Origin of the sequence: Achromobacter spanius (assembly GCF_002966795.1) — a bacterium.
Classification (GTDB): Bacteria; Pseudomonadota; Gammaproteobacteria; order Burkholderiales; family Burkholderiaceae_B; genus Achromobacter; species Achromobacter spanius_D.
This window is the reverse complement of the sequence record NZ_CP023270.1, coordinates 4500082-4524932: the sequence shown is the minus strand read 5'-3', so window position 1 is coordinate 4524932 and position 24851 is coordinate 4500082. Positions and strand designations below refer to the sequence as shown.

Below are 24851 nucleotides of genomic sequence, written 5' to 3'. Positions count from 1 at the left end.
GGGGAACACGATGGAACACTTGAAACTGCAAGGCGAGGTCATTGCCACGGGGCTCGAATTTCCGGAAGGTCCCGTCGCGATGCCCGACGGCAGCGTACTGGTGGTTGAAATTGCGGCGGGACGCCTTACGCGCGTCCTCCCAAATGGCGAGCTGCGCAAGGTGGCCGATCTGGGCGGCGGGCCGAACGGCGCCGCGCTGGGCCCGGACGGCCACCTCTATGTGTGCAACAACGGCGGCTTCAGCTGGCGCACCGATGACGGCTTCACGCGTCCGACGGGGCCGGCTGCCGGGTATGCGGGCGGCAGCATCCAGCGCGTGGACCTGTCGACCGGCGCGGTCCAGACGCTCTATACGCACTGCGATGGCGTGCCGCTGCACGGACCCAACGATATCGTTTTCGATGCGCACGGCGGCTTCTGGTTCACGGACTTCGGCAAGACGTTCGAGGATCGGATCCTGCGCGGCGCGGTGTACTACGCTCGCGCCGATGGCGCCCGTATCCGCCGCGCCGCGCATCCGGTGCTGACGCCGAACGGCGTGGGCCTGGCGCCGGACGGCAGCGTGCTCTACGTGTCGGAAACCGAGACCAGCCGGCTGTGGTCGTATCCGATTCTGGATGGCGGGGCCGAGCGCGGTGTCCTCGGGACAGCGCCATGGCCCTCGCCCAACGGCGGCAGGCTGGTGCACGGCCTGGCGGGCTATCAGCGCTTCGATTCGCTGGCCCTGGAAGAGAACGGCAACATCTGCGTGGCGACGCTGGTGCGAGGCGGCATCAGCGTGTTTTCACCCGGCGGTGAGCTGCTGGAGTTTCACGAGGCCCCGGAGGGCTACTGCACCAACATTTGTTTTGGCGGCCCCGACCGCCGCAGCGCCTACATCACGTTGTCGGGCCGCGGACAGTTGTTCGCCGCGCGCTGGCCTCGCGCCGGCCTGGCGCTCAACGGTTGAATCACCATGACATTTCTTCGAAAGGACGCATCGATGAAGCGCATGACAGACCTTGGCCGCCGCGCGGCCCTGAAGGCGATGCTGAGCGCGGCAGCGCTGTGCGCGCTGCCGCAGGCCGGCGCCGCGCAGGCCTGGCCCGACAAGCCCATCCGCATCATCGTCCCGTACGCAGCGGGACAGGGGGCGGACGTGCTGGCCCGCCTGGTGTTCCAGGAACTGGGCAAGCGCCTGAACCAGCCCGTCGTGATCGAGAATCGCGCCGGCGCCGGCGGCAATATCGGCTCTGCCGCCGCGGCCCGCGCGCCTGCCGACGGTTACACGTTCCTGTTCGGCACCAACGCCACCAATGCGGCCAACGAATTCCTCTACGCCAATCCGGGCTATGACGCCGCCGCCGACTTTTCCGGCGTGGCCATGATCGGACTGCTGCCCATGGTGATCTGCACGTCGGACGCGGATCTGCCTGCCAACAGCGTGCCCGCGCTGATCGAACGCGCGCGCGCCAATCCCAACGCGCTGAATGTGGGTTTGCCCAGCACCACCGCGCAAGTGGTGTTCGCGGAATTCGTGAAGTCGGCCCAGGCGCCGTTGTTCGCGGTCAAGTACAAGGCGTCGGGCCAGTCCCTCACCGACACCATGGGCCGCCAGATCCCGCTGGCCATCGACACCGTGACCGCCGCAAGGCCGCATCTGGCCAGCGGAAAGCTGCGCGCGGTGGCCATCACGTCGCTCAAGGGCAGCGAGATGCTGCCCGGCGTTCAGTCCGTCGCGGAGCAGGGCGTGCAGGGGTTCGACGTCGTTGCCTGGGATGCATTGTTTGCGCCGCGGGGCACGCCACCCACGATCGTGCGGGAACTCGGCGAACACATCCGTCAGGTTCTGGAACAGCCCGATATGCGCCGCAAGATGCTCGACATTGGCGTCGAGCCGCTGGTAATGCCGCCCGCGCAGCTGGATGCCTTCGTCGAGGACGAACGCAAGAAGTGGGGCGACATCATCAGGGCCGCCGGCATCCGCATTGAATAGCAGTTCAACCCCTGCGCCCCGTGCGCCCCTTTTTTTCAGTTCTTAAAGAATGCATTCTGCATTCCAAAGTCGAGGAGCATCAAAGTGAGCAACGTCATGAGCCTTCCCCAAGCCGATGTCGGAAACGCGCCCGCCGAGGGCCGCATCACGGACGAGGCAGTCACCGCCGCCCGCGCCATGATCGGCCTGCATCTGCGGCCCGAAGGACCTTACCTGCAGGACGCGACCGCGGACACCCTGCGCAATTGGTGCAACGGCATCGGCGACCTGAATCCGCTGTATCGCGATCCCGGCTACGCCTCGGGCACGCGCTACGGCACGCTGCTCGGCCATCCGATGTTTCCCATGGCGTTCGGCTGGCTGGGCCGCACGCGCTGGGGACTGCCGGGCGTGCACGGTTTCTATGCGGGCAACGACTGGGAACTTTTCCGTCATGTACGCCCCGGCGACCGCATCACCGCAATCGAGCGCGTGGTAGGCGTGGAAGAGAAAGAGAGCAAGTTCTCTGGCCGCCTGGTACTGCAGTACGTGGAGGCCAGCTACTACAACCAGCGCGGCGAATTGGTTGCCCGCGCCTTGGGCACCTGCACGCGCCACGAACGCAAGGCCGCGCGCGAAACCGGCAAGTACAAGGAGATCGTGCAGCACGAATACACGGACGAAGAACGCGATCGCATCGACATGATGGTGCTGGACGAGCCCAAGAACATCCGCGGCGCCAATGTGCGCTATTGGGAGGATGTGCAGGAGGGCGAGGAATTGCCGACGATTGCGCGCGGTCCGCTGTCGCTGATGGACACGATGGGATTTCTGGTCGGTTGCGGCCGCGGTCACACGCATGGCGTCGTGCTCCAGGCCGCGGTCAAGCACCCGGGCCACTTCTTCCGCAACCCGGAGGCGGGTGGCGGCGTCGAGTACACCGGCATCGGCCATCACCGGGAATCGGTGGCAAAGGAGGTCGGCGTGCCGGGCACCTACGACTACGGTCCCCAGCGCTCGTCCTGGATGTGCTCGCTGGTCACGAACTGGATGGGCGACGCCGGCGTGATCAAGCGCGTGCGCACGGAGATGCGGCGCTTCAACATCATGGGCGACACGACGTTCTGCAAGGGCAAGGTGGTGCGCAAATACGTCAAGGACAAGACCGGCCTGGTCGACATCGAGTTGGCGGCGGAGAACCAACGAGGCGAGCTGACCACGCCGGGAATTGCCACGGTGGCCTTGCCGTCGCGCGACGTCCGGCTGCCGGCCTTCCTGGACGGATCGGGCGTCGACCTCGAACTGCCCGTGACGCGCTGATCGGCCCGCGGCCGCAACCCTGACGAGACAGCCCTATGCAGTCCAACGAAACGCCACAAACCGCCTCGCTGCCCCTCACCGGATGCCGCGTCCTGGAGCGTTCGAACACGGTGGCGGCCGCGTACGCCGGTCGAATGCTTGCCGCCCTGGGCGCGCAGGTCGTGATGCTGGAGCCGCCAGGCGGATCGCGGTTGCGGCAGGCGCCGCCGATGACCGGCGACGGCGAGAGCGCGCTTTTCGCGTATCTGGCCGTGGGCAAGCGCAGCCTGGCGGCGGACCTGGCGTCGCCGCCGGGTCGGGCGCTGCTCGCGCAGCAATTGGCGCAGGCGGACATCCTGATTGACGACACGCCCGTGCGCGAGCGCGAATCGTTGGACCTGGCGCCGCGCGACGTAGGCCGCCGCTGGCCGAACCTCGTGCATGTCAGTGTGCTGCCGTTTGGGGCGGAAGGCCCGAAGGCCGAATGGGAAGGCGAGGAAGTCAATCTGCTGCACGCGGGTGGCGAAGGCTTTCTGCTTCCCAATGGCCTGTCGCACGAGTTGTTTCCCGACCGGCCGCCCTTGAAGATCTACGGCCATTTCGGCGGCTATCAGGGCGGGGCGATGGCAGCCTTCTGCGCCCTGTCGGCCTGGTGGGCGGTGCCGGCGAACGGCGGGCAATACGTGGATGTGTCGGTGCAGGACGCCGTGCTGTCCGTGGGCGCGTTCGCCTTGCAGCGATTGGGCGACGGCTCGCTGGAACACCGCACCAGCCGCCGCTTCCGCTACGGTGGCGTGTTCGAGGCGCAGGACGGCTACATCGAACTGCTGACCTTGGAGGACAGGCAGTGGGCCGCGCTGGTGCAACTGCTGGGCAGCCCGGACTGGGCGGCTGATCCCGGCCTGCGCGACCCGCTGGAGCGCAGCCGCCGCGGGGACGAGATCAACGCCCATGTGCGTGAATGGATGGCGCGTCATCCTGTCGACGACATCGTGCGGCGTGCGCAGGAGCTGGGAGTTCCCGCTGCCAAGTACCGCCTGCCGGCCGAGGTGGTGAGCGGTGAACAGGAGGCTGCGCGCGGCCTGTTCGCGCCGGCCGAACTGGCCAGTGGCCTGGCGGCCAGCATTCTGGTCGCGCCCTTTCAATTCCGTTGCACGCCCTTGCCCAGACCGGGGCGCGTCCCGGTCCTGGACGAGATGGCGCAGGAGGTATCCGCATGACGCAATCTGAAAACGCGGGGGCGGCGTCCACCCGCGCGCTCCGTGCGCCGCTGGCTGGCGTGCGCATCGCCGATTTCACGATCCACGCGGCCGGCCCGTTCTGCACGCACCTGCTCTCGCAACTGGGCGCCGAGTGCATCAAGATCGAGAGCCTCACGCGCCCGGACGCCTTCCGCAAACCGCACGCTGTCTACGGCCGCATGTCCGCCGCCACGTTTGACCAGGTGTCGGCCAACAAGCTGTCGGTGCGTCTGAACCTGAAGCAGCCCGAAGCCGTGGCGCTGGCCAAGCGGATCGTTGCGCTGTCCGATGTCGCCGCGGAGAGCTTCCGGCCCGGCGTCATGAAGCGTCTGGGATTGAGCTTTGACGCGCTGCGTGAGGTCAAGTCCGACCTCGTGCTGCTGTCTCTGTCTTCCTGCGGCCAGAGCGGGCCGGATTCGCACTTTGCCGGCTATGCGCCGCTATTTGGCGCGTGGGGCGGACTGGGCTGGATGAGCGGCTATAGCGATGGCCCGCCGGTGGAGATGCGACACGTGATGGATCACGCGGCGGGCGTGCACGCCGCGCTGGCAACGATCGCCGCCTTGAACCAGCGACGTCGAACCGGACAGGCGCAGCATGTCGACCTGGCCGCGCGCGAGGTCGCCTCGGCCATGATCGGCGATGCGCTGGTCCTGGCCAGTCTCGGCATCACGCCGCAACGTCCGGGCAACGCAGATCTGGCCATGTCGCCCCACGGCGTCTATCCCACCGCGCATCCCGACCGATGGCTGACGCTGGCCGTGCGGACGGACGAAGCGTGGCGCACCCTTGCGCGCCTGCTGGGCGGGGAGGGCGACGCCGACCGGTATCCCGACGCGGCTTCGCGGATCAGGCATCGCGAGGACGTCGACCGCCTCGTCACGCAGTGGCTTGCGACCTGCGACGCCGACGCCACCGCCGAGCGCTTGCAGCAGGCCGGCATCAGCGCGCACGTGTCCTGGACCATGCAGGACATCGCGTCGGATCCGCATCTGCAGGCGCGCGGCGCCGTCTCGCCCGTCGAGGCGCCCAGCATCCCGGCCCGTCTGGCCGTGGGCGCGCCGGCCCGCTTCAGCAAAGCCGACCAGATCGGAATCCGGCGCTTGACGCCCGCCCTGGGCCAGGACGAGGATTATGTGTTCGGCGAACTCCTTGGACTGGACGCTGCCCAGCGCGCCGATCTGCAGGCGCGGGAGGTGATCCTGTGACCGCGCTACTGCACCCCCGCGCCACGCACCGGCATGGCGCGGCTGTCCACGCCACCCGCAACCCCCGACAACAACCTTGAGGAAAGCCCGATGAAAGACGCCATCTACCTGGTGCTGGACATGGAGAACGATCTTGTCCACGCCGACGGACCCAACGGCCGCGCCGGCTACGGCGAGCAGGTGCGTAGCCGCGGCATCCTGCAAAACACGCGGCGCGCGGTGGACAAGGCGCGTGCTGTCGGCCTGCCCATTGGCTTCGTGCGCGTGGGCTTTTCGCCCGACTACCGCGAATGCCCGCCCAACTCGCCGATCTTTTCCGGTGCGCGCAAGAACGGCATCTTCAAGCTGGGCGAGTGGGGCACCCAGGTTCACCCCGACCTGGGCCAACAGCCCGGCGACTTCGATATCGTCAAGCACCGCGTCAGCCCCTTCTACAGCACCAGCCTGGAAGCCATCCTGCGCGCGAACGGCATCAAGCGGATCTATTGCTCCGGCATTTCCACCAACGCCGTGGTGCAAGCCACCGTTCGCGAGGGCCACGACCGCGATTTCGAAATGATCGTGCTGGAAGACTGCTGCTGCGGCCTGACCGCCGAAGAGCACGACAACGCGATCAAGAGCCTGCAACGCTTTTGCCGGACCACCAACTCCAACGACGTCGTCTTCGAGTGAGCCAGCCGTGAAGCCTCCTGTCCGCAGCCTGCTTTTCGTGCCGGGAGACCGTCCCGAGCGCTACGACCGCGCCGTCGCCAGCGGCGCGCACGAAGTCATCCTGGATCTGGAGGACGCCGTTGCACCGGCCGCCAAGGACCGGGCTCGCGCAGAGGTGGCCGCCTGGCTTGCGCGGGGCAGCCAGGCCTGGGTGCGCATCAATCCCGCCGACTCGCCTTGGCACGAAGACGACATGGCCGCGCTACGCGGGCTGCCCGGTGCAGGTGTCATGCTGCCCAAGGCGGATGCCGCCACGCTCGCGGCGGCGCTCAGGGGCCTGCCGGGCAGGCGGATCATCGCGCTGCTGGAAACGGTAAGGGGCCACATGGATCTGCCCGCGCTGGCGCAAATGCCGGGCCTTGCGCGTATTGCTTTTGGCAGTGTGGACTTCGCCATGGATAGCGGCATTGCGGATGAGGGTGATGCCATGACGCCCGTGCGCACCGCGATCGTGCTGGCATCCCGTCATGCCGGCCTGCCGCCGCCCATCGACGGCGTCAGCCTGGAGTTCACCGATCCGGCGCAGATACGGTCGGACGCGGTCCGATCGCGCCAACTGGGCTTTGGCGCAAAACTCTGCATACATCCCCGCCAGGTGCCGCACGTCAATGCCGCGTGGCTGCCGACCGAGGCCGAGCGGGAATGGGCGGGGCGGGTGCTGGCCGCCGACGCCGCCAGCGGCGGGGCTGCCACGGCCGTGGACGGAAAAATGATCGACAGACCGGTGGTCCAACAGGCGCGGCGCATCGTGGCCGAAGCGGCGGGTGCAGCCATGACTTAACGGGTAGAATCGGGCCCACAGGGGCTTCGCGGCCTGCAAGCAGGTTTTTCCGGCTCGTCCGGGCCACTCAGGCTTAATCGATGGAATACCGAACAAAAGAGGAACAAGTCGCTGACTACCTGCGAGAGCGCATCATCTCGGGTGTCTTTCCCCGGGGCTCGCGCTTGAAGCAGGCCGAGATCGCCGAGCAATTGCGTCTGAGCATCACGCCCGTGCGCGAGGCGCTGAAGCTGCTCGAGGCCGAGGGCTACATCAGCGGCGATTCCTACCGTGGCGCGCGCGTGGTGCCGTTCGACGCCGGCGCGTCGGCCGAGATCCTGCAACTGCGTCTGCTGCTCGAATCACAGCTCGTGCGCGCTGCCATCGAACGCATCACCACCGAAGAGATCTCCGAACTGCGCATCCTGGCCGACGACTTCGCCAAGTCCTTTGCAAGCGGCGACCGTGCCACCGCGCGCGGCATCAACTACCGCTTCCACCGCCAGCTCTACGACATCGCCCAATTGCCGCAGACCTTGCACTTCGTGCAGATCCTTTGGGCGCGCTATCCCTTCGACCTGATCAACTCGGCCTCGGGGCGTGGCGCGGACGCCGTGCGTGAACACGAGGAAATCCTGCAGGCCTTCGCTTCTGGCGACGCCTCGGCCGCCATGCTGGCCATGCGCAAGCACATCGAGTCCGGCTGGACCGTGCTGAAATCGCTGAGCGAAGCGGCGCAAGCAGAGTAGAACGACCGCGCCGTGGCTCCTGCCGCGGCGCGGCGTCCATCAATGCAACTGGTCCGACCCTGCCGGCTGCAATCCGGACAAGGCATTCCAGTCCGGGTCCTTGAACATGCGCAGTTCAATCGGATAGACCGGATGGCCCGCCAGGCACGTGTTGAACGCCTCCAGGAAGGCTTCAACATTCGGCGTGAAGTAGCGCCATTCCTTCTGGTGATTGCCCGTCAGGCAGGCCACCTGCACACCAGCGTCCGAATTCTCGAAGCCCTGTTCGATCGCTTCTTCAAACGCGTTGGTGCGCTGCTTGTCTTCGTCATTCGGCATGCCGGTCTCGATGCCTAGATACGCCCAGGTGATGATGATCAGGTTGTCGTTGACCTGGCGATCGGACTCGGGCGGCAGCCCGGTGCGAAAGCGAATGACAACCGGAAGACCGTTGATCCGAGCTTCGCCCACCGCCCACATATCGTCTGGGAAAATGCTGCTCATTGCGTGAATTCCTGCTGATTCAATGCCAAACAAGCCGGGAGTCTATCGCAAGCCGTCGTGTGAAGTCGTGCGTCAAGCCCGTGTTCAGGACCAATGCAATCTCTTTGACTTGCGCCGGGTCGGCATGACGCATGCCGCAGATACAATCGCCCCGGTCGTTTGCACCACAGCGACTGCCGTTGTTCACAGGGAAGCTGTAGATGTCCAAATATATGAAGTTCGCCGCCGCCGCAGTGCTGGTGGGATCCACCTTCTCGGCCGCCGCCCAGCAAGACCATCAGGCCGAACGCCTCTATGACCGCGCCGTCCAGCAAGACGCCGCGGCATTGAAGGCGCTTCAGGACCTCGCCAAAGACAAGAATATTGACGCGCTCCTGGCGCTGGGTTTCATGTACGAGCACGGCGTGGGCGTCGCTCGTGACGTCAAACTGGCCATCGCCAACTACGCGCTGGCGTGCCATCAGGGCGGCCAATACGGGTGCGCCAACGCCGCCTATTTCTTCGAGTACGGCATCGGCGTCGACAAGGACGCCAGCATCGCTGAACGCTACATCGGCCTCATCGCCAAGGACGACTTCGACAACATCGACGACGTCAAGGAGATGGAGCGCCAGCGCCACATCGTCTACGAGGGCAAGGCCAAGGCCGAGACGGACATCGAAATGCGGCTGCCGGTCATCGAATACTTGCGACGTCATGTGGGGTCGGCCTCCTCCGACGCTCGCACGATGATGGCGCGCATCGGCTTCACCAAACTGGACACGCTGCGGTTGGCGCGGGTCTGGGCAGAGCGGGATAAAGAACCCGAGATGCTCTTTCAGGTAGGTAGCTTCTACAACTTCGGCTATTCGCACGTCGAGAAAAAGGATGCTGAAGCCTTCAAGTGGTGGCAACACGCGGCAGAAGCCGGCGAGCCGCAGTCGCAGAATCTTCTGGGCCTTGCCTACGTAGAAGGCAAGTGGGGCGTGGATCGCGACCCGGCAGTCGCCGTGTCTTGGTTCGAGCGCGCGGCTGCGCAGAGCGACCGGGACGGGTTGGTCAACCTTGGCGAAATCTACTACCTGGGCGAGATCGTTCCGGTCGATTACGCCCGGGCGCGATCCCTCTTTGAAGAGGCGATTGAGCAGGGTTCCGCCCGCGCACCAAGATTCCTGAGCTGGATCTACTACAACGGCCAATCGGTGAAAAGCGATTGCAAGAAGGCCCTGCAATACCGCCAAGAGCGGCGCAACCATCAGCCGGATGCGGAGGACGACGCCAAATTCCTGACCCAATGCAAAAGCGATCAGGACCAGCGTAAACAGGCGGGCAAAGTGGCGCCCGCGCTGCGCCTGCTGCATAAGTCGACGTACCGTGGCGGCAACGACGGCGCCTTGGCCTGCGAACCGCATTTTGTCGTCACCACCGACAAGCTCGGCGAAATCGCCAATCTGCGCGTCACGGTCGAATTGAAGAACGACCAGGGCGCGACGACGCAGCGCACGATTGCCTTCAGCCCGTTTGGCATGAACACGATGAACGAAGGCCTGGATGGCCGGGCATGGGATTCGTTCAGTTCAAGCACCTTGTTGCCGATGAAGACCAAGGAATTCTGCGAGTTCGAGGCCGATTATCAGATCAAGGAAGCCACTGCACTGATTGACGGGCGGAAAGTGGATTTGATGGCCGAAAAGCTGCTCAAGAAATAGCGTGTAGCGCTATTGCAGTGTCTCCTCCTTCTTTCGTCGCACCGGGCCGTCGTCTACGCAGTGCGGGCAGCGGAAATCTGGTGAGTTCTTTAGGGATACAATTGAGTATTATTCCTATTTGAGCTTGTCCGCTGCAGATCGTGGATTCATCTTCTGTTCCCGTGCCTGTCCAACCTTCAGGCGATACGGCCGCCGTCGCGGCCGCCTACCAGGAACATCATTCGTGGTTGCTGAGCCTGCTGCGCCGCCAATTGGGCGGCGGTCAGCAGGCCGATGCCTGGGATCTGGTGCAGGACACCTTCGAGCGGCTGATGCGCCAGTCGTACATGGAGAAGGCTTCCTGGAACCGAAGCTACCTGGCCACGATCGCCAAGCGCCTGCTGATTGACCGGCACCGCCGGCGCGCGCTCGAGACCGCTTATCTCGAGGCGCTGGCCTTGCAGCCAGAGCCGGTGGCGCCATCGGCCGAAATGCTGGCCCAGTTCTCGCAGCAGTTATTGGCGGTCTGCCGGGTGTTGGACAGGATGCCTGCGCGCATGCGTCGGGTATTTCTGCTTGCCCGCATCGATGGGCACGCGCTGGCGGCCATCGGGGAAATCCTTGGCGTCAGCGTGAATGTCGTGCAGAAGGACTTGATCCAGGCGTGGCAGCGCCTGTATCACGCGTTCGATGAGTACTGACGCCGCAAACGACCGGATCGTTGCAGAAGCCGCAGGCTGGCTCGTCCGGCTGGACCATGCCGGGGACAGCGCTGCCATGCAGGCATGGCAGCAGTGGCACGATGCCGATCCCAGGCATGCGGAAGTGTGGCGGCGCTTCAGCCACATACGGCAGACGGTGCCGGACGGCCTGCGCAGGGTGGATCTGCCCGCCGCGCGGGCCTTGCGGGTTGCCGCCGATTGCCATCCGCGCCGCAGGGCCCTCAAGCTGCTGATCGGGGGCGCCGGCGTCGGCTTGCTAGCCGCCGCGGGATACCAGCAGGCCGATCGTGCGGGATGGCTGGCGGCCTATCGGACGGGCGTCGGCGAACAGCGGCGGATCGGTTTGGCCGATGACGTCACCCTCATGATGAATACCGGCACGGCGCTGGATCTGACCGTGGCGCCGACAGGCGTCGACGTGCGGCTGCTGGCCGGCGAGATCATGCTCGAGGGCATCGCATCCGAGTCGGCACTGCGTGTGACGACGTGTCATGGCGAGGTCTCAGCCGTGCGCGCCAGGCTGGCGATCCGTCTGCAGCACGGGGCGACGCGGGTGGCGCTCGATCAAGGCGAAGCGCAGGTTCAAACGCGGGGGAATCTGCTCTCACGGATGCAGGCCGGCGACACGGGCAGGTTCAGCAGCGATCGTATCGAGGCCCACGACCGGCAGGCGGCTCGCGACTTTGCCTGGGCTCAGGGCGTGCTGATTGCCGACAACATGCGGCTGGTCGATTTTCTTGCCGAGCTTGCGCGCTATCGGGAAGGGCTGGTGCGATGCGACGACGCGGTAGCCAACGTCCGCGTGAACGGGACATTCCGGGTGCAACAGACGGATCGTGTGTTGGAGGCATTGGCGGCGGCGCACAACCTCAAGCTGGCCTATCGCACGCGTTATTGGGTCACCGTGGGGCGAGCATGAACAAAGGCGCGCACCCTCTGGTAAGAAATTGTAAATATCCGGCAGATTAAGCGGACTGCTTCGTTTGTACAGGGAAAGGCGCCCGCAGTGGGCGCCAACCCAGAGCCGTTTCATGCCAAATACGCAACACGCAATCCTGTCGCCCGCATTGGGCGTACTACGCAAGACCTCCTTCACGCTCCTGTTGGGTTCCTGCGCCGCCCTGACGCTGTGGCATCCCAACGATGCCCACGCTGCGCCTCCAACCGACATCACGTTGCCGGCCACGACGCTGCAGGACGCGCTGCTGCGATTCGGCCAGGCCAGCGGCATCACCATCATCAGCGATCCGGCACTTACCGCCGGAAAGCGCAGTGCGGAAGTCCGGTTGCAGGGCGATGTCGGCGACTCGTTGCGTCAGTTGCTGCGCGGCTCCGGCCTGCGCGCAGTGCCGAACACGAATGGCGAGGGTTATCGTCTGGAGCGTCAACCGCAATCCGATGCGGGCGGCGTGGCAACGCTGTCCGCCGTGACGGTCTCAGGCGCCGCTGACGGCAACGTCGGCGTGCTGGCGCTGTCCAGCAGCGCCGGCGCCAAGACCGACACGCCGCTGCTCGAGACCGCGCAGTCCATTTCGGTGATCAACCGCGACCTGATGGACATAATCGGCGCCAAAAGCACGGCCGAGGCGTTGCGATATAGCGCGGGTGTGAACGTCGGCGGTTATGGCGTGGACAGCCGCGTCGACGAGATATCGGTCAGAGGTTTTCGTACCGGCAGTTTCGCCAACAATCTCTACCTGGACGGACTGCGTCCGCCCGGCTCGAGCAGCGGCGCCACGGCATCTGCCACCCAGTTCGATGGCTATGGGCTGGAGCGGGTCGAAGTGCTGCGTGGCCCGTCGTCGGTGCTCTACGGCCAGATCGCGCCGGGCGGATTGGTGAACGTGACCAGCAAGCGGCCGACGGACTATGCCCGCGGCGAGATCGGCGTCAGCACCGACAATTACGGTCTGGCGCGATTGAATGCGGACGTGAGCGGGCCGCTGGACGAGGAAGGCAAGTGGCTCTATCGCGTGGTGGGCACCGGCTATCACACCGAAACGCAGGTGGACCACATCGACCTGAACCGCGTGATGATTGCGCCCAGTCTGACGTGGCGGCCTTCGGCGAGCACCTCGCTGACGTTGCTGACCAACTATCAGCAGGACCGCGGCGGCAGCACGTATCAGTTCCTGCCGTCACATGGCACGTACTTCGCGACGCAATACGGCCGATTCGGTTCGGACCGGTTCCTGGGCGAGCCTGCATTCAGCGCCTATGACCGCACCCAGTATTCGATCGGATACCTGTTTTCGCACCAGTTGTCGGACCGGGTGAAGATCAACCAGGGACTGCGCTACATGCGCGTGGATACCGACAACCAGTCCGTGGCGCGCCAGGGCGACCTTCAGCCGGACGGACGCACGCTGCGGCGCACCGCGTCCATCAGCGAGATCCGGTCGGAAGGCTTCACCGTCGACACCAATGCGGAAGTGGGTTTCAGGCTGGGCGAGACCGATCACACGATCCTGACCGGCGTGGACTATCGGACGCAGACCATCCGTGTACAGCAGGTCAGCGGCACCGTGGGCTCGCTGGACGTATTCAATCCCGTGTACGGCAGCCCGGTGAAGATCGGATCGCCCGTGCCGACCCGCCGCAGCGACAGCGACCAGATCGGGCTATACACCCAGGACCAGATCCGGTGGGGCCAATGGACGGCAACGGTGGGGCTGCGTCATGACTGGTCGCACGACAACGCGCTGGTGCGCGCGACCAACGCCAGCACGCGCTATGCGGACGAGGCCACGACGTGGCGCGCCGGTGTGGTCTATCTTTTCGAGAACGGGCTTGCGCCTTACGCAAGCTATGCGACCTCGTTCGAACCGGTCAACGGCGTGGGCTACGGCGGCCAGCCGTTCAAACCGACGGAAGGCAAGCAGGCCGAAGTCGGCATCAAGTATCAGCCGCCGGGCTCGCGCAGTCTGGTCACGCTGTCGGCCTACGAGATCCGGCAGCAGAACATCACCACGCCCGACCCCGACCCCACGCACCTGTGCGACGGCAGCCTGTGCCAGGTGCAGACGGGAGAAGGGCGCGTGCGCGGGCTTGAATTGGAAGGCAATCTGGCGTTGACCGACAACCTGACCATGGTGGCCTCGGCGACGCTGATGAACAGCAAGGTCACGCAAAGCAACAGCACCGATCTGGGCAACCAGCTGCCGCGCGTTCCCCGCCGCAGCGCCAATGTCTGGCTGGACTATCGTTTTGACCAGTCGGTATTGCCGGGCGTCAGCGTCGGTTTTGGAGTGCGCCACATCGGCGCAAGCTATGGCGACAGCGCGAACGAGTACCGCACGGGCGCGATCAATCTGGTCGACGCCGCGCTGCGGTACGACATGGGCAGCTTGAACCCGGCATTCAGGGGCATAAAGTTTTCCCTGAACGCCAACAACCTGGCCGACAAGGAGTATCTGGCCAGTTGCTCCGGCTCGGCCAGTTGCTATTACGGCGCACGCCGTTCGATTACCGCAAACCTGAACTACGCCTGGTGAGTCCGGCGTATCGCCTGTTAGGAAGAAACATGACACGTTCCAGATTCACGCAGCGGCTTGCCTGCCTGGCGGCCACGGTCGGCGCGCTATGGTCCGCCGCTGCGGTCGCGCAGCCCGCAGTGACGGCCGCGCCCGTGCGGCCCGGCATGCAACTGGTGGGCGAGACAGTCGCGGACCGGCCCTCCGCCTTCTATCGCTTCGAAACCCACCGGCTCGATTCGGCCGACGGCAAGCGCCACTATCGCATCCAAATCGCGGTGCCGAAAAAGGCGGGTCCGAAGGAGGGCAGCCCGGTGCTGTACATGCTGGACGGAAACGCCGCGCTGGCGACGCTGACCGATGGAGATCTGCAACGGATTTCAGCCGATGTGGCGCCGGTGCTAGTGGCCGTTGGCTATGACGTGCCCACGCGTAATGATGTCGTCGCGCGGGCCTACGATTACACGCCGCCTGTTTTCGAAAACGGAAAGCGGCTGCCGAATCCCGTCGTGCGCGGCCATGAAGGAGGCGGAGCCGACGCCTTCCTGAATTTCGTCCTCGTGCAGGTCAAGCCGCTGGTGCGCCGGGCCGCCGCCGTGGATCCCGCCAGGGAATACCTGTGGGGCCATTCTTATGGAGGGCTGTTCGCCTTGCATGTACTGTATACACAGCCGGACGCCTTCGCACGCTACATCGCAGGCGACCCGTCGGCGTGGTGGAACGATGGCGTGCTGGTGCGGGAGTGGCGGAACTTTCGTCCGGAACGGGCTGCGGGCAAGCGGGTCGCCATCCTGGTGGGAACCAAGCCACGCGATGTTAGCCGCCCGGCGCCGATTCCCGCCGCGCCGCAAGGAAGTGGACAGCCGGCCGACATGCGGGCTGTGGTGCGCGAGATGGCCGACGGGCTTCAGGGCGCGGGAGCCCTGGCGACGTATGAGGCATTTCCCCAGTTCGGACACGGCGAAATGCTGCGGGCATCGCTGGAGCGGGCGCTGGAGGTGTCGGTGGCGCCTTGAATGCACGCCAGTGGACGCGCGATCTGACCAAATCGGCCGGGGTGAAGGCCAGGCGTGAACAGGGATTGGAATCGCTGGCCGGTAGTGGAACGCGATCACGACGTCCCTACGTGCCGGTTGATCCGATCAGTCGTTGCGCTTGATCTCTTCCAGGAGCGTGTTCGCTTCGTCCTCCAGCACGCCGAGCACCTTCATGAAGCTGGCGTACTCGTCCTCAGTCAGGCGGCCTCGTAGCCGCGTTTCCCGTTCCAGGGAGTGAGGCAGGCCGAGCCGAAGTTGCTCGATCCCATCCGGCGTCAAGGTGAGGATCTGCTTGCGGCGGTCTTCCGGATCGTTGGACATGGTCAGCAAGCCTTTCTCGGCCAGCTCCATCGTGACCCGGCTGACCTGGCTGTGATCGAAGCTGGCCATCCGCGCGATCGCACCGGAAGCGGACGAACCTCCTAGCCGGCTCAATACCACCAACACGCGCCACTGGCGGCTTGTCAGATCCAGATTCGCACGGACCGACGCATCAACCAGACGCGAGAGCGTTTGCGCCAGGACGGAAACGCGATAGGTGATAAGCACCTCGGGGCGGTGCGAATCCACGTCCTTTTTTGACGCGGGCTTACGCTTCTGACCGGAGGCGGGTAGGGTTTTCCTTGCTATATCATTATTTGCCATAGCACATAGTCTACGTTAGGATTGATCAAGGCTGAACGGTGGTTGCATTCTACGGGGCCGCGTTGCCGCGCACGTGCACGCCAGATGGCCCGCATCGTTCATGCCGGCCGCCGGCCCTTCAACAGCGTCTGACCGATTTTATGGAAGGCAATTCGACTACCCCATCCAATAGCGCTTCGGCGGGCCCGCTGTCCGGCGTGCGCGTCGTGGATCTTTCCCGGCTGGTTGCGGGAAACATGTTGTCCATGCAACTGGCTGACTTCGGCGCCGACGTCATCAAGGTGGAGTCCGCACGCGAAGGCGATACGTTGCGTCATTGGCGTGAAGACCTGGGCGATGGCGCCTTTCTGGACGCCTGGTGGCAGGTCTATGGCCGCAACAAGAAAAGCCTCGCCCTGGATCTGCGTGATCATGAGGCCATGGAATTGTTGCGCAGGCTTGTGGCGGGGGCGCAGGTACTGATCGAGAGCTTCCGGCCCGGAACCTTGGAAGCCATGGGACTGGCGCCGGCATCGTTGCACGAACTCAACCGTCAGCTCGTCATCGTGCGCATTTCCGGCTGGGGCCAGACGGGGCCGTATCGGGATCTGCCCGGATTCGGCAGTCTGCTCGAAGGCTTTTGCGGATTTGCGCACAAGCATGCCGTCGATGGCGTGCCCCAACTGCCCAATCTGGCGCTGGCCGACATGGTGGCCGGCCTGGCCGGCGCGTTCGCCACCGTGGCCGCGGTCCGCGAGGTTGAGGTAAAAGGCGGGCAAGGGCAGGTCGTGGACCTATCCCTGCTTGAGCCGATGCTTGCCATCATGGGCCCCGACGTGACCACCTATTCGGCCACCGGCCGGGTGGCGGGGCCTTCCGTGAAAATAGCGTCTCCCCGCGGTGTGTATCAGTGCAGGGACGGCGGTTGGGTGGCGTTGTCGGGTTCCACGGACGCCATGGCTCGCCGCGTGCTGGAGGCCATCGGCCGCGGCGATCTCGCCGGGGAGGCGCGCTTCGCCACCAATGCCGCGCGGCTCGCCAATGATGCAGAGCTCGACGCGCTCATCGCCGAGGCCATCGCCAGATTTGACCGCGATGACTGCCTGGCGCATCTGCGCGCGCAAGGCGTGACTGCGGGGCCGATTCATGACGCCGCTGCGCTTGCAGCCGATCCCCACGTGGTCGATCGCGCCTGCTACGTGACGCCATCTCACGCCGGCGGCACGTTGATGCAGAACGTCATGCCGCGCCTTGCCAACACGCCTGGCCAGATCCGGCATGCCGCACCGCTGTTGGGACAACACTCGGCGCAAGTCCTGCGAGAGGCGGGCTTGGACGACGCTTACATCAAAGAACTCTCAGCGCGCGGAGCAATCAAGTGCAACTGAATGACGTGCGTTCCCTGCTATTCGTTCCCGCCACCTCGGAGCATCTGTGGGCCAAGGCGGCGGCGCGCGGCGCCGATGCGATCATCATCGATCTTGAAGACGGCGTCCCCGTTGCGCTGAAAGACCAGGCCCGCGTTATGGCCGGGCGCGCCATCGAAGCGCTGGCGGACGTGATTCCCGTACTGGTTCGCGTGAATGGGTCCAGGGATCTGTTTGCGCTGGACATCGACGCACTGCCGCTATCGCGGTTGCACGGCATATTGCTGCCAAAGGTCGAGTCGCCGGAACACGTGCAGGCGCTTGCGGCATGTATCGATGGGCGCCACGCGCCGGATGCTGCCGGCCTTCCCATCGCCGCCCTCATTGAAACGCCGCTGGGCGTGATGCAGGCGCAACGCATCGCCACGTCGCACCCCAGGGTGGCGGCGCTGGGGTTCGGCGCCGAGGACTACGCAACCGAGATGGGCGTGCCAGCCGATCCGCAGTCCCTCTTGTGGGCCGCGCAAGCCGTCACGTGTTGCGCACGCGCGTACCGGTTGGCGTGCTGGGGCCTGCCCGGCAGCATTGCGGAAATCAACGACATGACGGCGTTCGCCAGCCTGATCCGGCTGGCGCGCAATGTTGGTTTCAGCGGCACGGCCTGCATACATCCCCGCCAGGTGCCGGTGGCCAACGCCGGGTTTGGCCCGTCCGAGGAAGATCTCGCCTGGGCGCGCAGGGTGCTCTCGGCGGATGACGAGGCCAACGCCAAAGGCCTCGCGGTAGTGACGCTGGACGGCCGGATGATTGATCGCCCCATCGTCGAGCGGGCGCGCCGCTGGCTGCAGTCCTAGCACCAACTAGAGATGCCGTGATTCCAACAACGTGTGTTCTCGTGACCGCGCGCTTCTTCGATGAAAAGGCGGCGGACATCCTGCGCGATGCGGGCCTGGAAGTGCTGACGGGCGGTATTGCGCCTGACGCGATCGATTCGGTGATCACAGGCGAGATGCACGATGCGCTGGCACGTTGCTGCGCCTGGATCATGGGCATGCCTCCGGTTGGGTCGGACCTTCTGGCGCGCTACCCCAAACTGCAAGTGCTGGCGCGGCGGGGCGTTGGGTACGACACGATCGATGTCGCCGCCGTAAAAGCGCACCGCAGGCTCCTCACCATCACGCCCGGCAGCAATGAAGCGACCGTGGCCGACCACGCTGTCGGATTGATGCTTGCCGTGGGTCGACGCTACGTCGAATCGCACCGGCGCATGCAGTCCGGCGAGAAGGGCGTTCTCGTGGGGACGGAGCTGTCGGGAAAGACGGTCGGATTGATCGGCATGGGGCGTATCGCGCGGTTGGTGGCCCGCAGGCTGGCAGGGTTTGACGCGCGCGTCATCGCGCATGACCCTTACCTACGTCAAGATGAAGCGGACCAGCACGGCGTGCAAATGGCATCGCTGGAGACTGTGCTGGCAAGCAGCGACTTCATCAGCCTGCATGCCCCGCTGACCGATTCCACCCGGCACTTGATCGACGAGCGCGCCCTGGTCCGCATGAAGCCAGACGCGATACTCATCAACACCGCACGCGGCGAACTCGTCGACGACGGGGCATTGTTGGCGGCGCTGCGGCACGGAAGGCTTGCCGGCGCGGGTCTCGATGTCATCGGATCGGAACGTGACGCGTCGCTCGAGGCAGTCACCCGCGAGTTGCTGGCGCTGCCGAATGTCATTTGCACGCAGCACACCGGGGGCTCTAGCCGGGAAGGACTGGAACGCGCCAATAGACGCGCGGCGCAGTGCGTGGTGGCTGCGCTTGAAGGCCAGCCGCTGCCCCCGGACGTCATCGTCGTCGATGGAAGATCGCCTTAGCGCCACGATTTATGCCACCCAAAAAAACACCAGGAGACACACCATGAAGACCTCGGCCGCCACCCGGCGCCGCCTGCTCTGCCTCGCCCTTGCGAGTCTGGCCGGCGCGCACCTTCCCGTCCTCGCGCAAGGCGCGTTTCCGGAGCGCCCCATCACCCTGATTGTGGGCTGGGCCGCGGGCGGATCCGCGGACGTGCTTGCCAGGCTTGTCGCCGCCGAAATGGCCGCGACATTGAAGCAGGCGGTCATCGTCGACAACCGCCCGGGCGCGGGCAGCAACATTGCGTCCAAGCTCGTGGCCGAAGCCAAGCCCGACGGCTACACGATCATGCTCGCCACCTCTGCGTCCCACGGCTTCAATTCCGCGCTTTTCTCCAAGCTGCCCTACCGGCCGATCGAGGATTTCGCGCCAATCGGCCAGATCAACACGTCCCCGGGCACGCTGCTGGTCCCGAATGACTCGCCGTTCAAATCGGTCCCGGACATCATCGCGGCGGCCAAGGCGCAGCCTGGAAAGCTGAACTATGGATCCGGCGGGTCGGGGTCGTCCCAGCATCTGGCCGCGGCCCAGTTCATCAAGCTCACCGGCGTCGACATCACGCATATTCCGTTCAAGGGTTCTGGCCCCATGCTGGTCGACCTGATGGCCGGCCGCATGGACTTTGCCATTACGACGGGGCCTGTGCCCTACGTGCGTAGCGGCAAACTGCGCGCAGTGGCCGTGGCGGCAAGAGAACGCCATCCCGCCATGCCGGATGTTCCGACCTTTGAAGAGGAGGGCACGAAGCTCTACACGGATAACTGGTACGGGCTCGTCGCCCCGGCGGGCACGCCCAAGCCCGTGCTGGAAACGTTGAATGCGGCCTTGAACAAGGCAATCGCCAAGCCCGAAATGCAGAAACAGTTCGTCGAGCAGGGCGCGTTTCCCGGTAAACCGAATACGCCCGACGAGTTCTGGGCGTTCGTGAAAGAGCAGATGCCGGAGGCGGCCGAGCTGGTGCGGCAATCGGGCGCGAAGGTCGATTGATCCTGCACGACGCCGGTTGAAGGGGCCGCGCAAGCGGCCTTTTTTCGCGGCTTAACGCAAACGCCAGCCCGTTGAAAACTCGCAGCAACTCTCCGCCAATTCCGCCACGCTCTCGCAAAACGCCACGTCCGCGTCCCGGCGGAACATTGCGCTATACACCGACTGTGGCGGCGCGACGGTGGTGCGTGCGATGACGAGCTGCCGCGTGCTGACCATGTCTGCAAAGTAGTCGCGTGGCAGGCAGCTCACGCCAAACCCGGCGGCGGTCAACCCGGCCATCGCGATGAGACTGTTGATCGTGAAGATGTTGCTCGCCGCCGTGTGCGGGCGCAGCCAACCGTCGTAGATCATGTTCAGCCCGGACTCGCGGCTCTGCCGCAGCAGCGGCAGCCGGGCAATGTCGGCCGGCGTGTAGATGCGGCTGGCGTCGATCAGGTCGGGACTGCCCATCCAGGCAAATTCCAGGCGCTGCAGCGCGACGACCTGCAGATTCGGCTCGGCGAACTCCCCATGTAGAAAGGCCATGTCCAGCTGCCCCGCCTGCAGACGCTTGAGCAGATCGGCGCCCAGGTCGATGTGCGGTTCCAGCGTGATGCGCGGATAGTGCGCGCGCAGCAGACGGATGAGGGCGGGCAGCCACGTCATCGCGGTGATCTCGGTGATGCCGAACCGGAACGTGCCCGTCAGCGTGTGCTGGCCCTTCAGGCGAGCCAGCAGGCGGTCGCGGTGACCCAGCATCTGCTCGGCCAAGGCGTAGATCTCATGCCCCCGCGCGGTCAGCTCGGCCCGGTGGCCTGACCGGTCAAAGAGGGCGATGTCGAAGTCGGCTTCCAGCTCCTGGATGCGCTTGGTGATGGCCGATTGCGTCGTGTGCAGCTTCTGCGCCGAGGCAGAGAAAGTCCCCAGCCGCACGGTCCAATAAAGCGCTTCGATCTGTTTGAAAGTCAGCATGCGGGCGGGCGGCAGAGCATGAGGTTCATTCCGAAAGTTCCGATAGGGGGTAACCCCTATATTCTGAAAAGTGATGAAGTTCGCTGAAATTTAATCCCTTTTTCGGAATCGCAAAAGCTCGCACCATTCGGTCTGATTCCTTACCGGCCGCCCCGCCTCGCTAGCGACAGCGCGAAACACGGAGCGTCCTTCGACTCAGGACTAGCAGACCGACATGGCTTCCATCTCCACCGGCGCGCGCCAATTGCCCGCGCCTCCCGTTGCGCCCGTTTCCATACGCGAAGCGCTTGCAGGCATCGTCACCCCGCACCTCAGCGACAACCTGGCACGCCGCGAAGGCATCTCCGGACTGCGCCGCTACAACGGAAGCGGCAAGCTGGTCGGCACCGCGCTGACGGTCAAGACGCGGCCCGGCGACAACCTGCTGATCTACAAGGCCATGATGCAGATCCTGCCCGGCCACGTGCTGGTGGTGGACGCCGGCGGCGATCTGTCCAATGCCGTGCTCGGCGAAATCATGAAGCGCTATCTGCAGATCCATGGCTGCGCGGGCGTTGTCGTGGACGGCGCCATCCGTGACGTTGCGGCCTTCGAAGCCGACAGCTTCCCCTGCTATGCGCGCGGTCATATCCACCGAGGCCCCTACAAGGACGGCCCCGGCGAGGTCAACGTGCCGGTGTCGATCGGCGGGCAGGTCATCAATCCTGGCGACATTCTTGTGGGCGACGAGGACGGGCTGGTCAGCTTTGCTGCGTCGGAAGCCGAGGCCCTGATTGCCGCGGCCCATGCGCATGCCGACAAGGAAGCGCGCATCATGGCGGAGATCGCCACCGGCGAGAAAAGCCAGAGCTGGATGCAGGCAGCGTTTGCCGCGCGGGGGCTCGCATGAACGCCGTCACTGCGGATTTCCTGGCCGAACGCACCCGCGCCATCAAGCCGTCGCCCAGCATGGTGGCCAAGAGCCGGGTCGACCAACTGCGCGCTCAAGGCCGCGACATCGTGGACTTCACGGTGGGCGAGCCCGACCTGCCCACGCCGGAACATATCGTCCAGGCAGGCATAGACGCGCTCAACAGCGGCGACATCCGCTATACGGCATCCGTCGGCGCCAAGCCGCTGCTCGACGCCGTGCGCGCCAAGTTTCAGCGCGAGAACGGACTGGAGTACGGCACAGACGAACTCATCGTCGGCGTGGGCGCCAAGCAGCTGATCTTCACCGCGCTGGCCGCCACCGTGCAGGCGGGCGACGAGGTGATCATTCCAGCGCCGTACTGGGTCTCCTACCCCGACATGGTGCTGGTCAATGACGGCACGCCGGTCGTGGTGGTCTGCCCCGAGTCGGACGGCTTCAAGCTGACCCCGGACGCCTTGACGCGCGCCATCACGCCGCGCACCAAGTGGGTCTTGCTGAACACGCCCAGCAACCCCACCGGCGCCATGTACAGCGCGGACGAATTGCGCGCGTTGGCGCAGGTGCTGGCACGCCACCCGCACGTCTGGCTTTTGACCGACGAGATCTACGAACACCTGTCCTATGGCGGCGCGCAACACGTGTCGCCCGCGGCAGTGGTCCCGGAGCTGGCCGCACGCACGCTGACCATCAACGGCGTCTCGAAAGCCTACGCGATGACGGGCTGGCGTCTGGGTTACGCGGGCGGCCCGAAGGCGCTGATCAAGGCGATGGCCACGCTGATCTCGCAAAGCACCAGCTGCGTCAGCGCGATCAGCCAATCGGCCGCGCGTGTTGCGCTGACTGCCGACCAGCAGTGCGTGCATGACGCCAACGCGTTGTTCCATGATCGGCGCGACCGCATCGTGGCGCTGCTGAACGCGGTGCCTGGCATCCGTTGCCCGGTGCCGGAGGGCGCGTTCTACGTCTATCCCTCAGTCGAAGGCTTGCTGGGCAAGACCACGCCCGCCGGCCACAAGCTGGGCAGCGATCTCGACGTCGTGATGTTCCTGCTGGACGAGGCGGGCGTGGCCTGCCTGGACGGCACGGCGTACGGTCTGTCTCCGTATCTGCGGCTGAGCTTCGCGACGTCGATGGAAAACATCGAAGAGGGTTGCCGCCGCATTCGCGAAGCGTGTGCCCGCCTGACCTGAAACTGGCTTTTCTTGCAGCACCTATACCTACATACCAAGGGATTCCCATGAAGACGTTCATCTCCTCTTTCGTCGCCATCGTTGGCCTGGCCGCAACGCTCGCCCCCGCGGCCAATGCCGACACGCTGCAAGACATCAAGGCACGCGGCAAGTTCATCTGCGGCACCATGGGCACGGCCGAGCCGTTCAGCTTCCAGGATCCGAAGACCCGCGGCATCGTCGGCTACGAAGTCGACATCTGCCAGGCGCTGGCCGACAGCCTGGGCGTGCCGCTCGAACTCAAGCTCATCGCCGTCGAGGCGCGCATCCCCGAACTGATCGCTGGCCGCGTCGACGTGGTGGCGGCCAATCTGGGCTGGACGCCGGAGCGCGCCAAGCAGATCGATTACTCGCACCAGCATTTCGTCAGCCCGCAAAAGATCCTGTCTCGCGACTCGGACAAAGATCTGAAGGCGCCCGCCGATCTCGCCGGCAAAAGGGTCAGCGCCGTGCGCGGATCGTCTTCGGAGCAGGGCGCGCGCAAGAACATCCCGAACGTCGAGCCCGTCACGTTCAAGGACCCCAGCGGCGCGTTCCTGGCGTTGCAGCAGGGCAAGGTGAGCGGCTTCGTGGGTTCGGAACTGATGCTGGTCAAGCTGCAGAACCAGGCCGCTTCGAGCGCCGTGCCGGTCAAGATCCTGGAGCCCGCGCTGTTCATCGAGCCGTGGGGCGTGGGCGTGCGCAAGGGCGACACGGCGATGCTGAATCAGGTGAACAAGGTGCTGGACGGCATGGAGGCTTCCGGACAGGCCGCCAAGACGTTCGATAAGTGGTTCGGCGCCGGCACCCAGTTCAACATCAAGCGCGACTTCCACATCGAAGCCATCAAGGGTTGATGCGCCACGCGCGCTGGAGCCTGGTTCGATGCATTACATCTTCGACTTCGGCGCCATTTTCCAAGGCGAGTACCCGGACTGGCTGCTCAGGGGGTTGATCACCACCCTGGCGCTGGCCGGGCTTTCCTGGATTCTGGCGTTCTTCGTGGGCAGCCTGCTGGCGGTGATCCGCCTGACGGGCTCGCCCGTTGCCAATGGATTGATCGCGACGTATGTCGCGTTCCACCGCAATGTGCCCATGCTGGTGCACATCATGTTCTGGTATTTTGGCGTCCCCGCGCTGCTGCCGGCCCCTGTCACCGACTGGCTCAATAGTCATGGCAGTGAATTCATCCTTTCCTGCATCGCGATCGGGCTGGTGATGTCCGCCTACGTCTGTGAAGATCTGCGCAGCGCGGTGCGCGGCATCCCGCCCGGGCAGGTCGAGGCCGCGCGGGCATTGGGCCTGAGTTTCCTGAAGACCATGCGTAAGGTGGTGCTTCCGCAGGCCTTCCGCATTGCGATCCCGCCATTGCTCAACCAGACCTTGCTGCTGCTCAAGAACACCAGCCTCGCGATGGCCATTGGTGTCACCGAGCTGACGGCGGCCGGGCGCGAGATCGAGAACAACACGTTTCGCACGTTCGAGGCCTATGCGGTGGTGACGGCGATCTATCTCGTGCTGTCCTTCCTGATCATGGGCGGCGGCGCGATGCTGCAACGACGCTATCGTCCGTTGGGAGTGCGCTGA

24 protein-coding genes are annotated in these 24851 nt (G+C 65.1%); 21 read left to right on the top strand and 3 right to left on the bottom strand.

Annotated features, from left to right (window positions below; translation table 11 throughout):
* Positions 1-10: 10 nt before the first annotated feature.
* The 8 genes from CLM73_RS20470 to CLM73_RS20435 all read left to right on the top strand — a co-directional run bounded on the left by CLM73_RS20470 (position 11) and on the right by CLM73_RS20435 (position 7922).
* Positions 11-949 carry an SMP-30/gluconolactonase/LRE family protein gene (locus CLM73_RS20470; protein WP_105239996.1) on the top strand — a complete coding sequence of 313 codons (939 nt, stop codon included), beginning with the start codon at positions 11-13 and terminating at the stop codon, positions 947-949.
* 33 nt (positions 950-982) lie between these two features.
* On the top strand, positions 983-1975 hold the full coding sequence (locus CLM73_RS20465; protein ID WP_158685908.1) for a Bug family tripartite tricarboxylate transporter substrate binding protein: 993 nt from the start codon (positions 983-985) through the stop codon (positions 1973-1975).
* Between the two features lie 96 nt (positions 1976-2071).
* Positions 2072-3274: an FAS1-like dehydratase domain-containing protein gene (locus CLM73_RS20460; protein WP_105241631.1), complete on the top strand. Its 1203-nt coding sequence runs from the start codon at positions 2072-2074 to the stop codon at positions 3272-3274.
* 35 nt (positions 3275-3309) lie between these two features.
* Positions 3310-4473 carry a CoA transferase gene (locus tag CLM73_RS20455; protein WP_105239994.1) on the top strand — a complete coding sequence of 388 codons (1164 nt, stop codon included), beginning with the start codon at positions 3310-3312 and terminating at the stop codon, positions 4471-4473.
* The gene (locus CLM73_RS20450; RefSeq protein WP_105239993.1) at positions 4470-5702 is read left to right on the top strand and encodes a CaiB/BaiF CoA transferase family protein; all 1233 of its coding nucleotides are present in this window, start codon (positions 4470-4472) and stop codon (positions 5700-5702) included. Before CLM73_RS20455 ends, CLM73_RS20450 begins: the two co-directional genes overlap by 4 nt.
* Positions 5703-5792: 90 nt before the next feature.
* Positions 5793-6374: a cysteine hydrolase family protein gene (locus CLM73_RS20445; protein ID WP_105239992.1), complete on the top strand. Its 582-nt coding sequence runs from the start codon at positions 5793-5795 to the stop codon at positions 6372-6374.
* Positions 6375-6381: 7 nt separating this feature from the next.
* Positions 6382-7194, top strand: coding sequence for an HpcH/HpaI aldolase/citrate lyase family protein (locus CLM73_RS20440; protein WP_234015701.1), 813 nt, complete (start codon positions 6382-6384; stop codon positions 7192-7194).
* A gap of 80 nt (positions 7195-7274) precedes the next feature.
* The gene (locus CLM73_RS20435) at positions 7275-7922 is read left to right on the top strand and encodes a GntR family transcriptional regulator (RefSeq protein WP_105239991.1); all 648 of its coding nucleotides are present in this window, start codon (positions 7275-7277) and stop codon (positions 7920-7922) included.
* Positions 7923-7961: 39 nt separating this feature from the next.
* Here the strand turns inward: CLM73_RS20435 and CLM73_RS20430 are convergent, their stop codons facing one another.
* Entirely contained in the window at positions 7962-8405 is a 444-nt protein-coding gene (locus CLM73_RS20430; RefSeq protein ID WP_105239990.1) for a DUF695 domain-containing protein, read from the bottom strand.
* A gap of 200 nt (positions 8406-8605) precedes the next feature.
* Between CLM73_RS20430 and CLM73_RS20425 the strand changes: the two genes are divergently transcribed.
* From CLM73_RS20425 to CLM73_RS20405, 5 genes are all read left to right on the top strand, one after another.
* Positions 8606-10093 (top strand): tetratricopeptide repeat protein, encoded by a 1488-nt coding sequence (locus CLM73_RS20425; protein ID WP_105239989.1) that lies wholly within the window; start codon positions 8606-8608, stop codon positions 10091-10093.
* Between the two features lie 227 nt (positions 10094-10320).
* Positions 10321-10773, top strand: coding sequence for a sigma-70 family RNA polymerase sigma factor (locus CLM73_RS20420; RefSeq protein WP_234015700.1), 453 nt, complete (start codon positions 10321-10323; stop codon positions 10771-10773).
* Positions 10763-11713, top strand: coding sequence for a FecR domain-containing protein (locus tag CLM73_RS20415; RefSeq protein WP_105239987.1), 951 nt, complete (start codon positions 10763-10765; stop codon positions 11711-11713). The genes CLM73_RS20420 and CLM73_RS20415 overlap by 11 nt, the downstream gene beginning before the upstream one ends.
* Positions 11714-11825: 112 nt before the next feature.
* Complete coding sequence (locus CLM73_RS20410; RefSeq protein WP_105239986.1) at positions 11826-14288, top strand: TonB-dependent siderophore receptor; 2463 nt, start codon at positions 11826-11828, stop codon at positions 14286-14288.
* A 29-nt stretch (positions 14289-14317) separates the two neighbouring features.
* Complete coding sequence (locus CLM73_RS20405; RefSeq protein ID WP_105239985.1) at positions 14318-15283, top strand: alpha/beta hydrolase; 966 nt, start codon at positions 14318-14320, stop codon at positions 15281-15283.
* A 126-nt stretch (positions 15284-15409) separates the two neighbouring features.
* On the opposite strand, the gene CLM73_RS20400 is transcribed toward CLM73_RS20405, so the two are convergent.
* Positions 15410-15874 carry a MarR family winged helix-turn-helix transcriptional regulator gene (locus CLM73_RS20400; RefSeq protein WP_158685907.1) on the bottom strand — a complete coding sequence of 155 codons (465 nt, stop codon included), beginning with the start codon at positions 15872-15874 and terminating at the stop codon, positions 15410-15412.
* A gap of 311 nt (positions 15875-16185) precedes the next feature.
* On the opposite strand from CLM73_RS20400, the gene CLM73_RS20395 reads away from it, so the two are divergent.
* Genes CLM73_RS20395 through CLM73_RS20380 form a run of 4 tightly spaced genes read left to right on the top strand, consistent with a single transcriptional unit; the run spans position 16186 to position 20192 of the window.
* On the top strand, positions 16186-17316 hold the full coding sequence (locus CLM73_RS20395; protein ID WP_234015699.1) for a CaiB/BaiF CoA transferase family protein: 1131 nt from the start codon (positions 16186-16188) through the stop codon (positions 17314-17316).
* Positions 17307-18149, top strand: coding sequence for an HpcH/HpaI aldolase/citrate lyase family protein (locus CLM73_RS20390; protein ID WP_105239982.1), 843 nt, complete (start codon positions 17307-17309; stop codon positions 18147-18149). Before CLM73_RS20395 ends, CLM73_RS20390 begins: the two co-directional genes overlap by 10 nt.
* Before the next feature lie 41 nt (positions 18150-18190).
* On the top strand, positions 18191-19165 hold the full coding sequence (locus CLM73_RS20385; RefSeq protein WP_199778177.1) for a phosphoglycerate dehydrogenase: 975 nt from the start codon (positions 18191-18193) through the stop codon (positions 19163-19165).
* Positions 19110-20192 carry a Bug family tripartite tricarboxylate transporter substrate binding protein gene (locus CLM73_RS20380; RefSeq protein WP_234015698.1) on the top strand — a complete coding sequence of 361 codons (1083 nt, stop codon included), beginning with the start codon at positions 19110-19112 and terminating at the stop codon, positions 20190-20192. Before CLM73_RS20385 ends, CLM73_RS20380 begins: the two co-directional genes overlap by 56 nt.
* A 51-nt stretch (positions 20193-20243) precedes the next feature.
* Here the strand turns inward: CLM73_RS20380 and CLM73_RS20375 are convergent, their stop codons facing one another.
* Positions 20244-21143, bottom strand: coding sequence for a LysR family transcriptional regulator (locus CLM73_RS20375; protein ID WP_105239979.1), 900 nt, complete (start codon positions 21141-21143; stop codon positions 20244-20246).
* 214 nt (positions 21144-21357) lie between these two features.
* On the opposite strand from CLM73_RS20375, the gene CLM73_RS20370 reads away from it, so the two are divergent.
* From CLM73_RS20370 to CLM73_RS20355, 4 genes are read left to right on the top strand one after another with little or no spacing between them, the layout of a single operon-like run.
* Positions 21358-22032: an RraA family protein gene (locus CLM73_RS20370; RefSeq protein ID WP_105239978.1), complete on the top strand. Its 675-nt coding sequence runs from the start codon at positions 21358-21360 to the stop codon at positions 22030-22032.
* A complete protein-coding gene (locus CLM73_RS20365) occupies positions 22029-23246 on the top strand; it encodes an aminotransferase class I/II-fold pyridoxal phosphate-dependent enzyme (RefSeq protein WP_105239977.1) in 1218 nt (405 codons plus the stop codon). Before CLM73_RS20370 ends, CLM73_RS20365 begins: the two co-directional genes overlap by 4 nt.
* Positions 23247-23293: 47 nt before the next feature.
* On the top strand, positions 23294-24121 hold the full coding sequence (locus CLM73_RS20360; protein ID WP_105239976.1) for an ABC transporter substrate-binding protein: 828 nt from the start codon (positions 23294-23296) through the stop codon (positions 24119-24121).
* 28 nt (positions 24122-24149) lie between these two features.
* Positions 24150-24851 carry an amino acid ABC transporter permease gene (locus CLM73_RS20355; protein WP_105239975.1) on the top strand — a complete coding sequence of 234 codons (702 nt, stop codon included), beginning with the start codon at positions 24150-24152 and terminating at the stop codon, positions 24849-24851.

Excerpts from the sequence above, each read along its gene's own strand:
- CLM73_RS20460 (WP_105241631.1), top strand. The coding sequence starts at position 2,072 with ATGAGCCTTCCCCAAGCCGATGTCGGAAACGCGCCCGCCGAGGGCCGC.
- CLM73_RS20360 (WP_105239976.1), top strand. The coding sequence starts at position 23,294 with ATGAAGACGTTCATCTCCTCTTTCGTCGCCATCGTTGGCCTGGCCGCA.
- CLM73_RS20470 (WP_105239996.1), top strand. The coding sequence starts at position 11 with ATGGAACACTTGAAACTGCAAGGCGAGGTCATTGCCACGGGGCTCGAA.
- CLM73_RS20445 (WP_105239992.1), top strand. The coding sequence starts at position 5,793 with ATGAAAGACGCCATCTACCTGGTGCTGGACATGGAGAACGATCTTGTC.
- CLM73_RS20415 (WP_105239987.1), top strand. The coding sequence starts at position 10,763 with ATGAGTACTGACGCCGCAAACGACCGGATCGTTGCAGAAGCCGCAGGC.
- CLM73_RS20410 (WP_105239986.1), top strand. The coding sequence starts at position 11,826 with ATGCCAAATACGCAACACGCAATCCTGTCGCCCGCATTGGGCGTACTA.
- CLM73_RS20355 (WP_105239975.1), top strand. The coding sequence starts at position 24,150 with ATGCATTACATCTTCGACTTCGGCGCCATTTTCCAAGGCGAGTACCCG.
- CLM73_RS20405 (WP_105239985.1), top strand. The coding sequence starts at position 14,318 with ATGACACGTTCCAGATTCACGCAGCGGCTTGCCTGCCTGGCGGCCACG.
- CLM73_RS20395 (WP_234015699.1), top strand. The coding sequence starts at position 16,186 with ATGTTGTCCATGCAACTGGCTGACTTCGGCGCCGACGTCATCAAGGTG.
- CLM73_RS20370 (WP_105239978.1), top strand. The coding sequence starts at position 21,358 with ATGGCTTCCATCTCCACCGGCGCGCGCCAATTGCCCGCGCCTCCCGTT.
- CLM73_RS20465 (WP_158685908.1), top strand. The coding sequence starts at position 983 with ATGAAGCGCATGACAGACCTTGGCCGCCGCGCGGCCCTGAAGGCGATG.
- CLM73_RS20430 (WP_105239990.1), bottom strand. The coding sequence starts at position 8,405 with ATGAGCAGCATTTTCCCAGACGATATGTGGGCGGTGGGCGAAGCTCGG.
- CLM73_RS20435 (WP_105239991.1), top strand. The coding sequence starts at position 7,275 with ATGGAATACCGAACAAAAGAGGAACAAGTCGCTGACTACCTGCGAGAG.
- CLM73_RS20455 (WP_105239994.1), top strand. The coding sequence starts at position 3,310 with ATGCAGTCCAACGAAACGCCACAAACCGCCTCGCTGCCCCTCACCGGA.
- CLM73_RS20450 (WP_105239993.1), top strand. The coding sequence starts at position 4,470 with ATGACGCAATCTGAAAACGCGGGGGCGGCGTCCACCCGCGCGCTCCGT.
- CLM73_RS20425 (WP_105239989.1), top strand. The coding sequence starts at position 8,606 with ATGTCCAAATATATGAAGTTCGCCGCCGCCGCAGTGCTGGTGGGATCC.
- CLM73_RS20365 (WP_105239977.1), top strand. The coding sequence starts at position 22,029 with ATGAACGCCGTCACTGCGGATTTCCTGGCCGAACGCACCCGCGCCATC.
- CLM73_RS20375 (WP_105239979.1), bottom strand. The coding sequence starts at position 21,143 with ATGCTGACTTTCAAACAGATCGAAGCGCTTTATTGGACCGTGCGGCTG.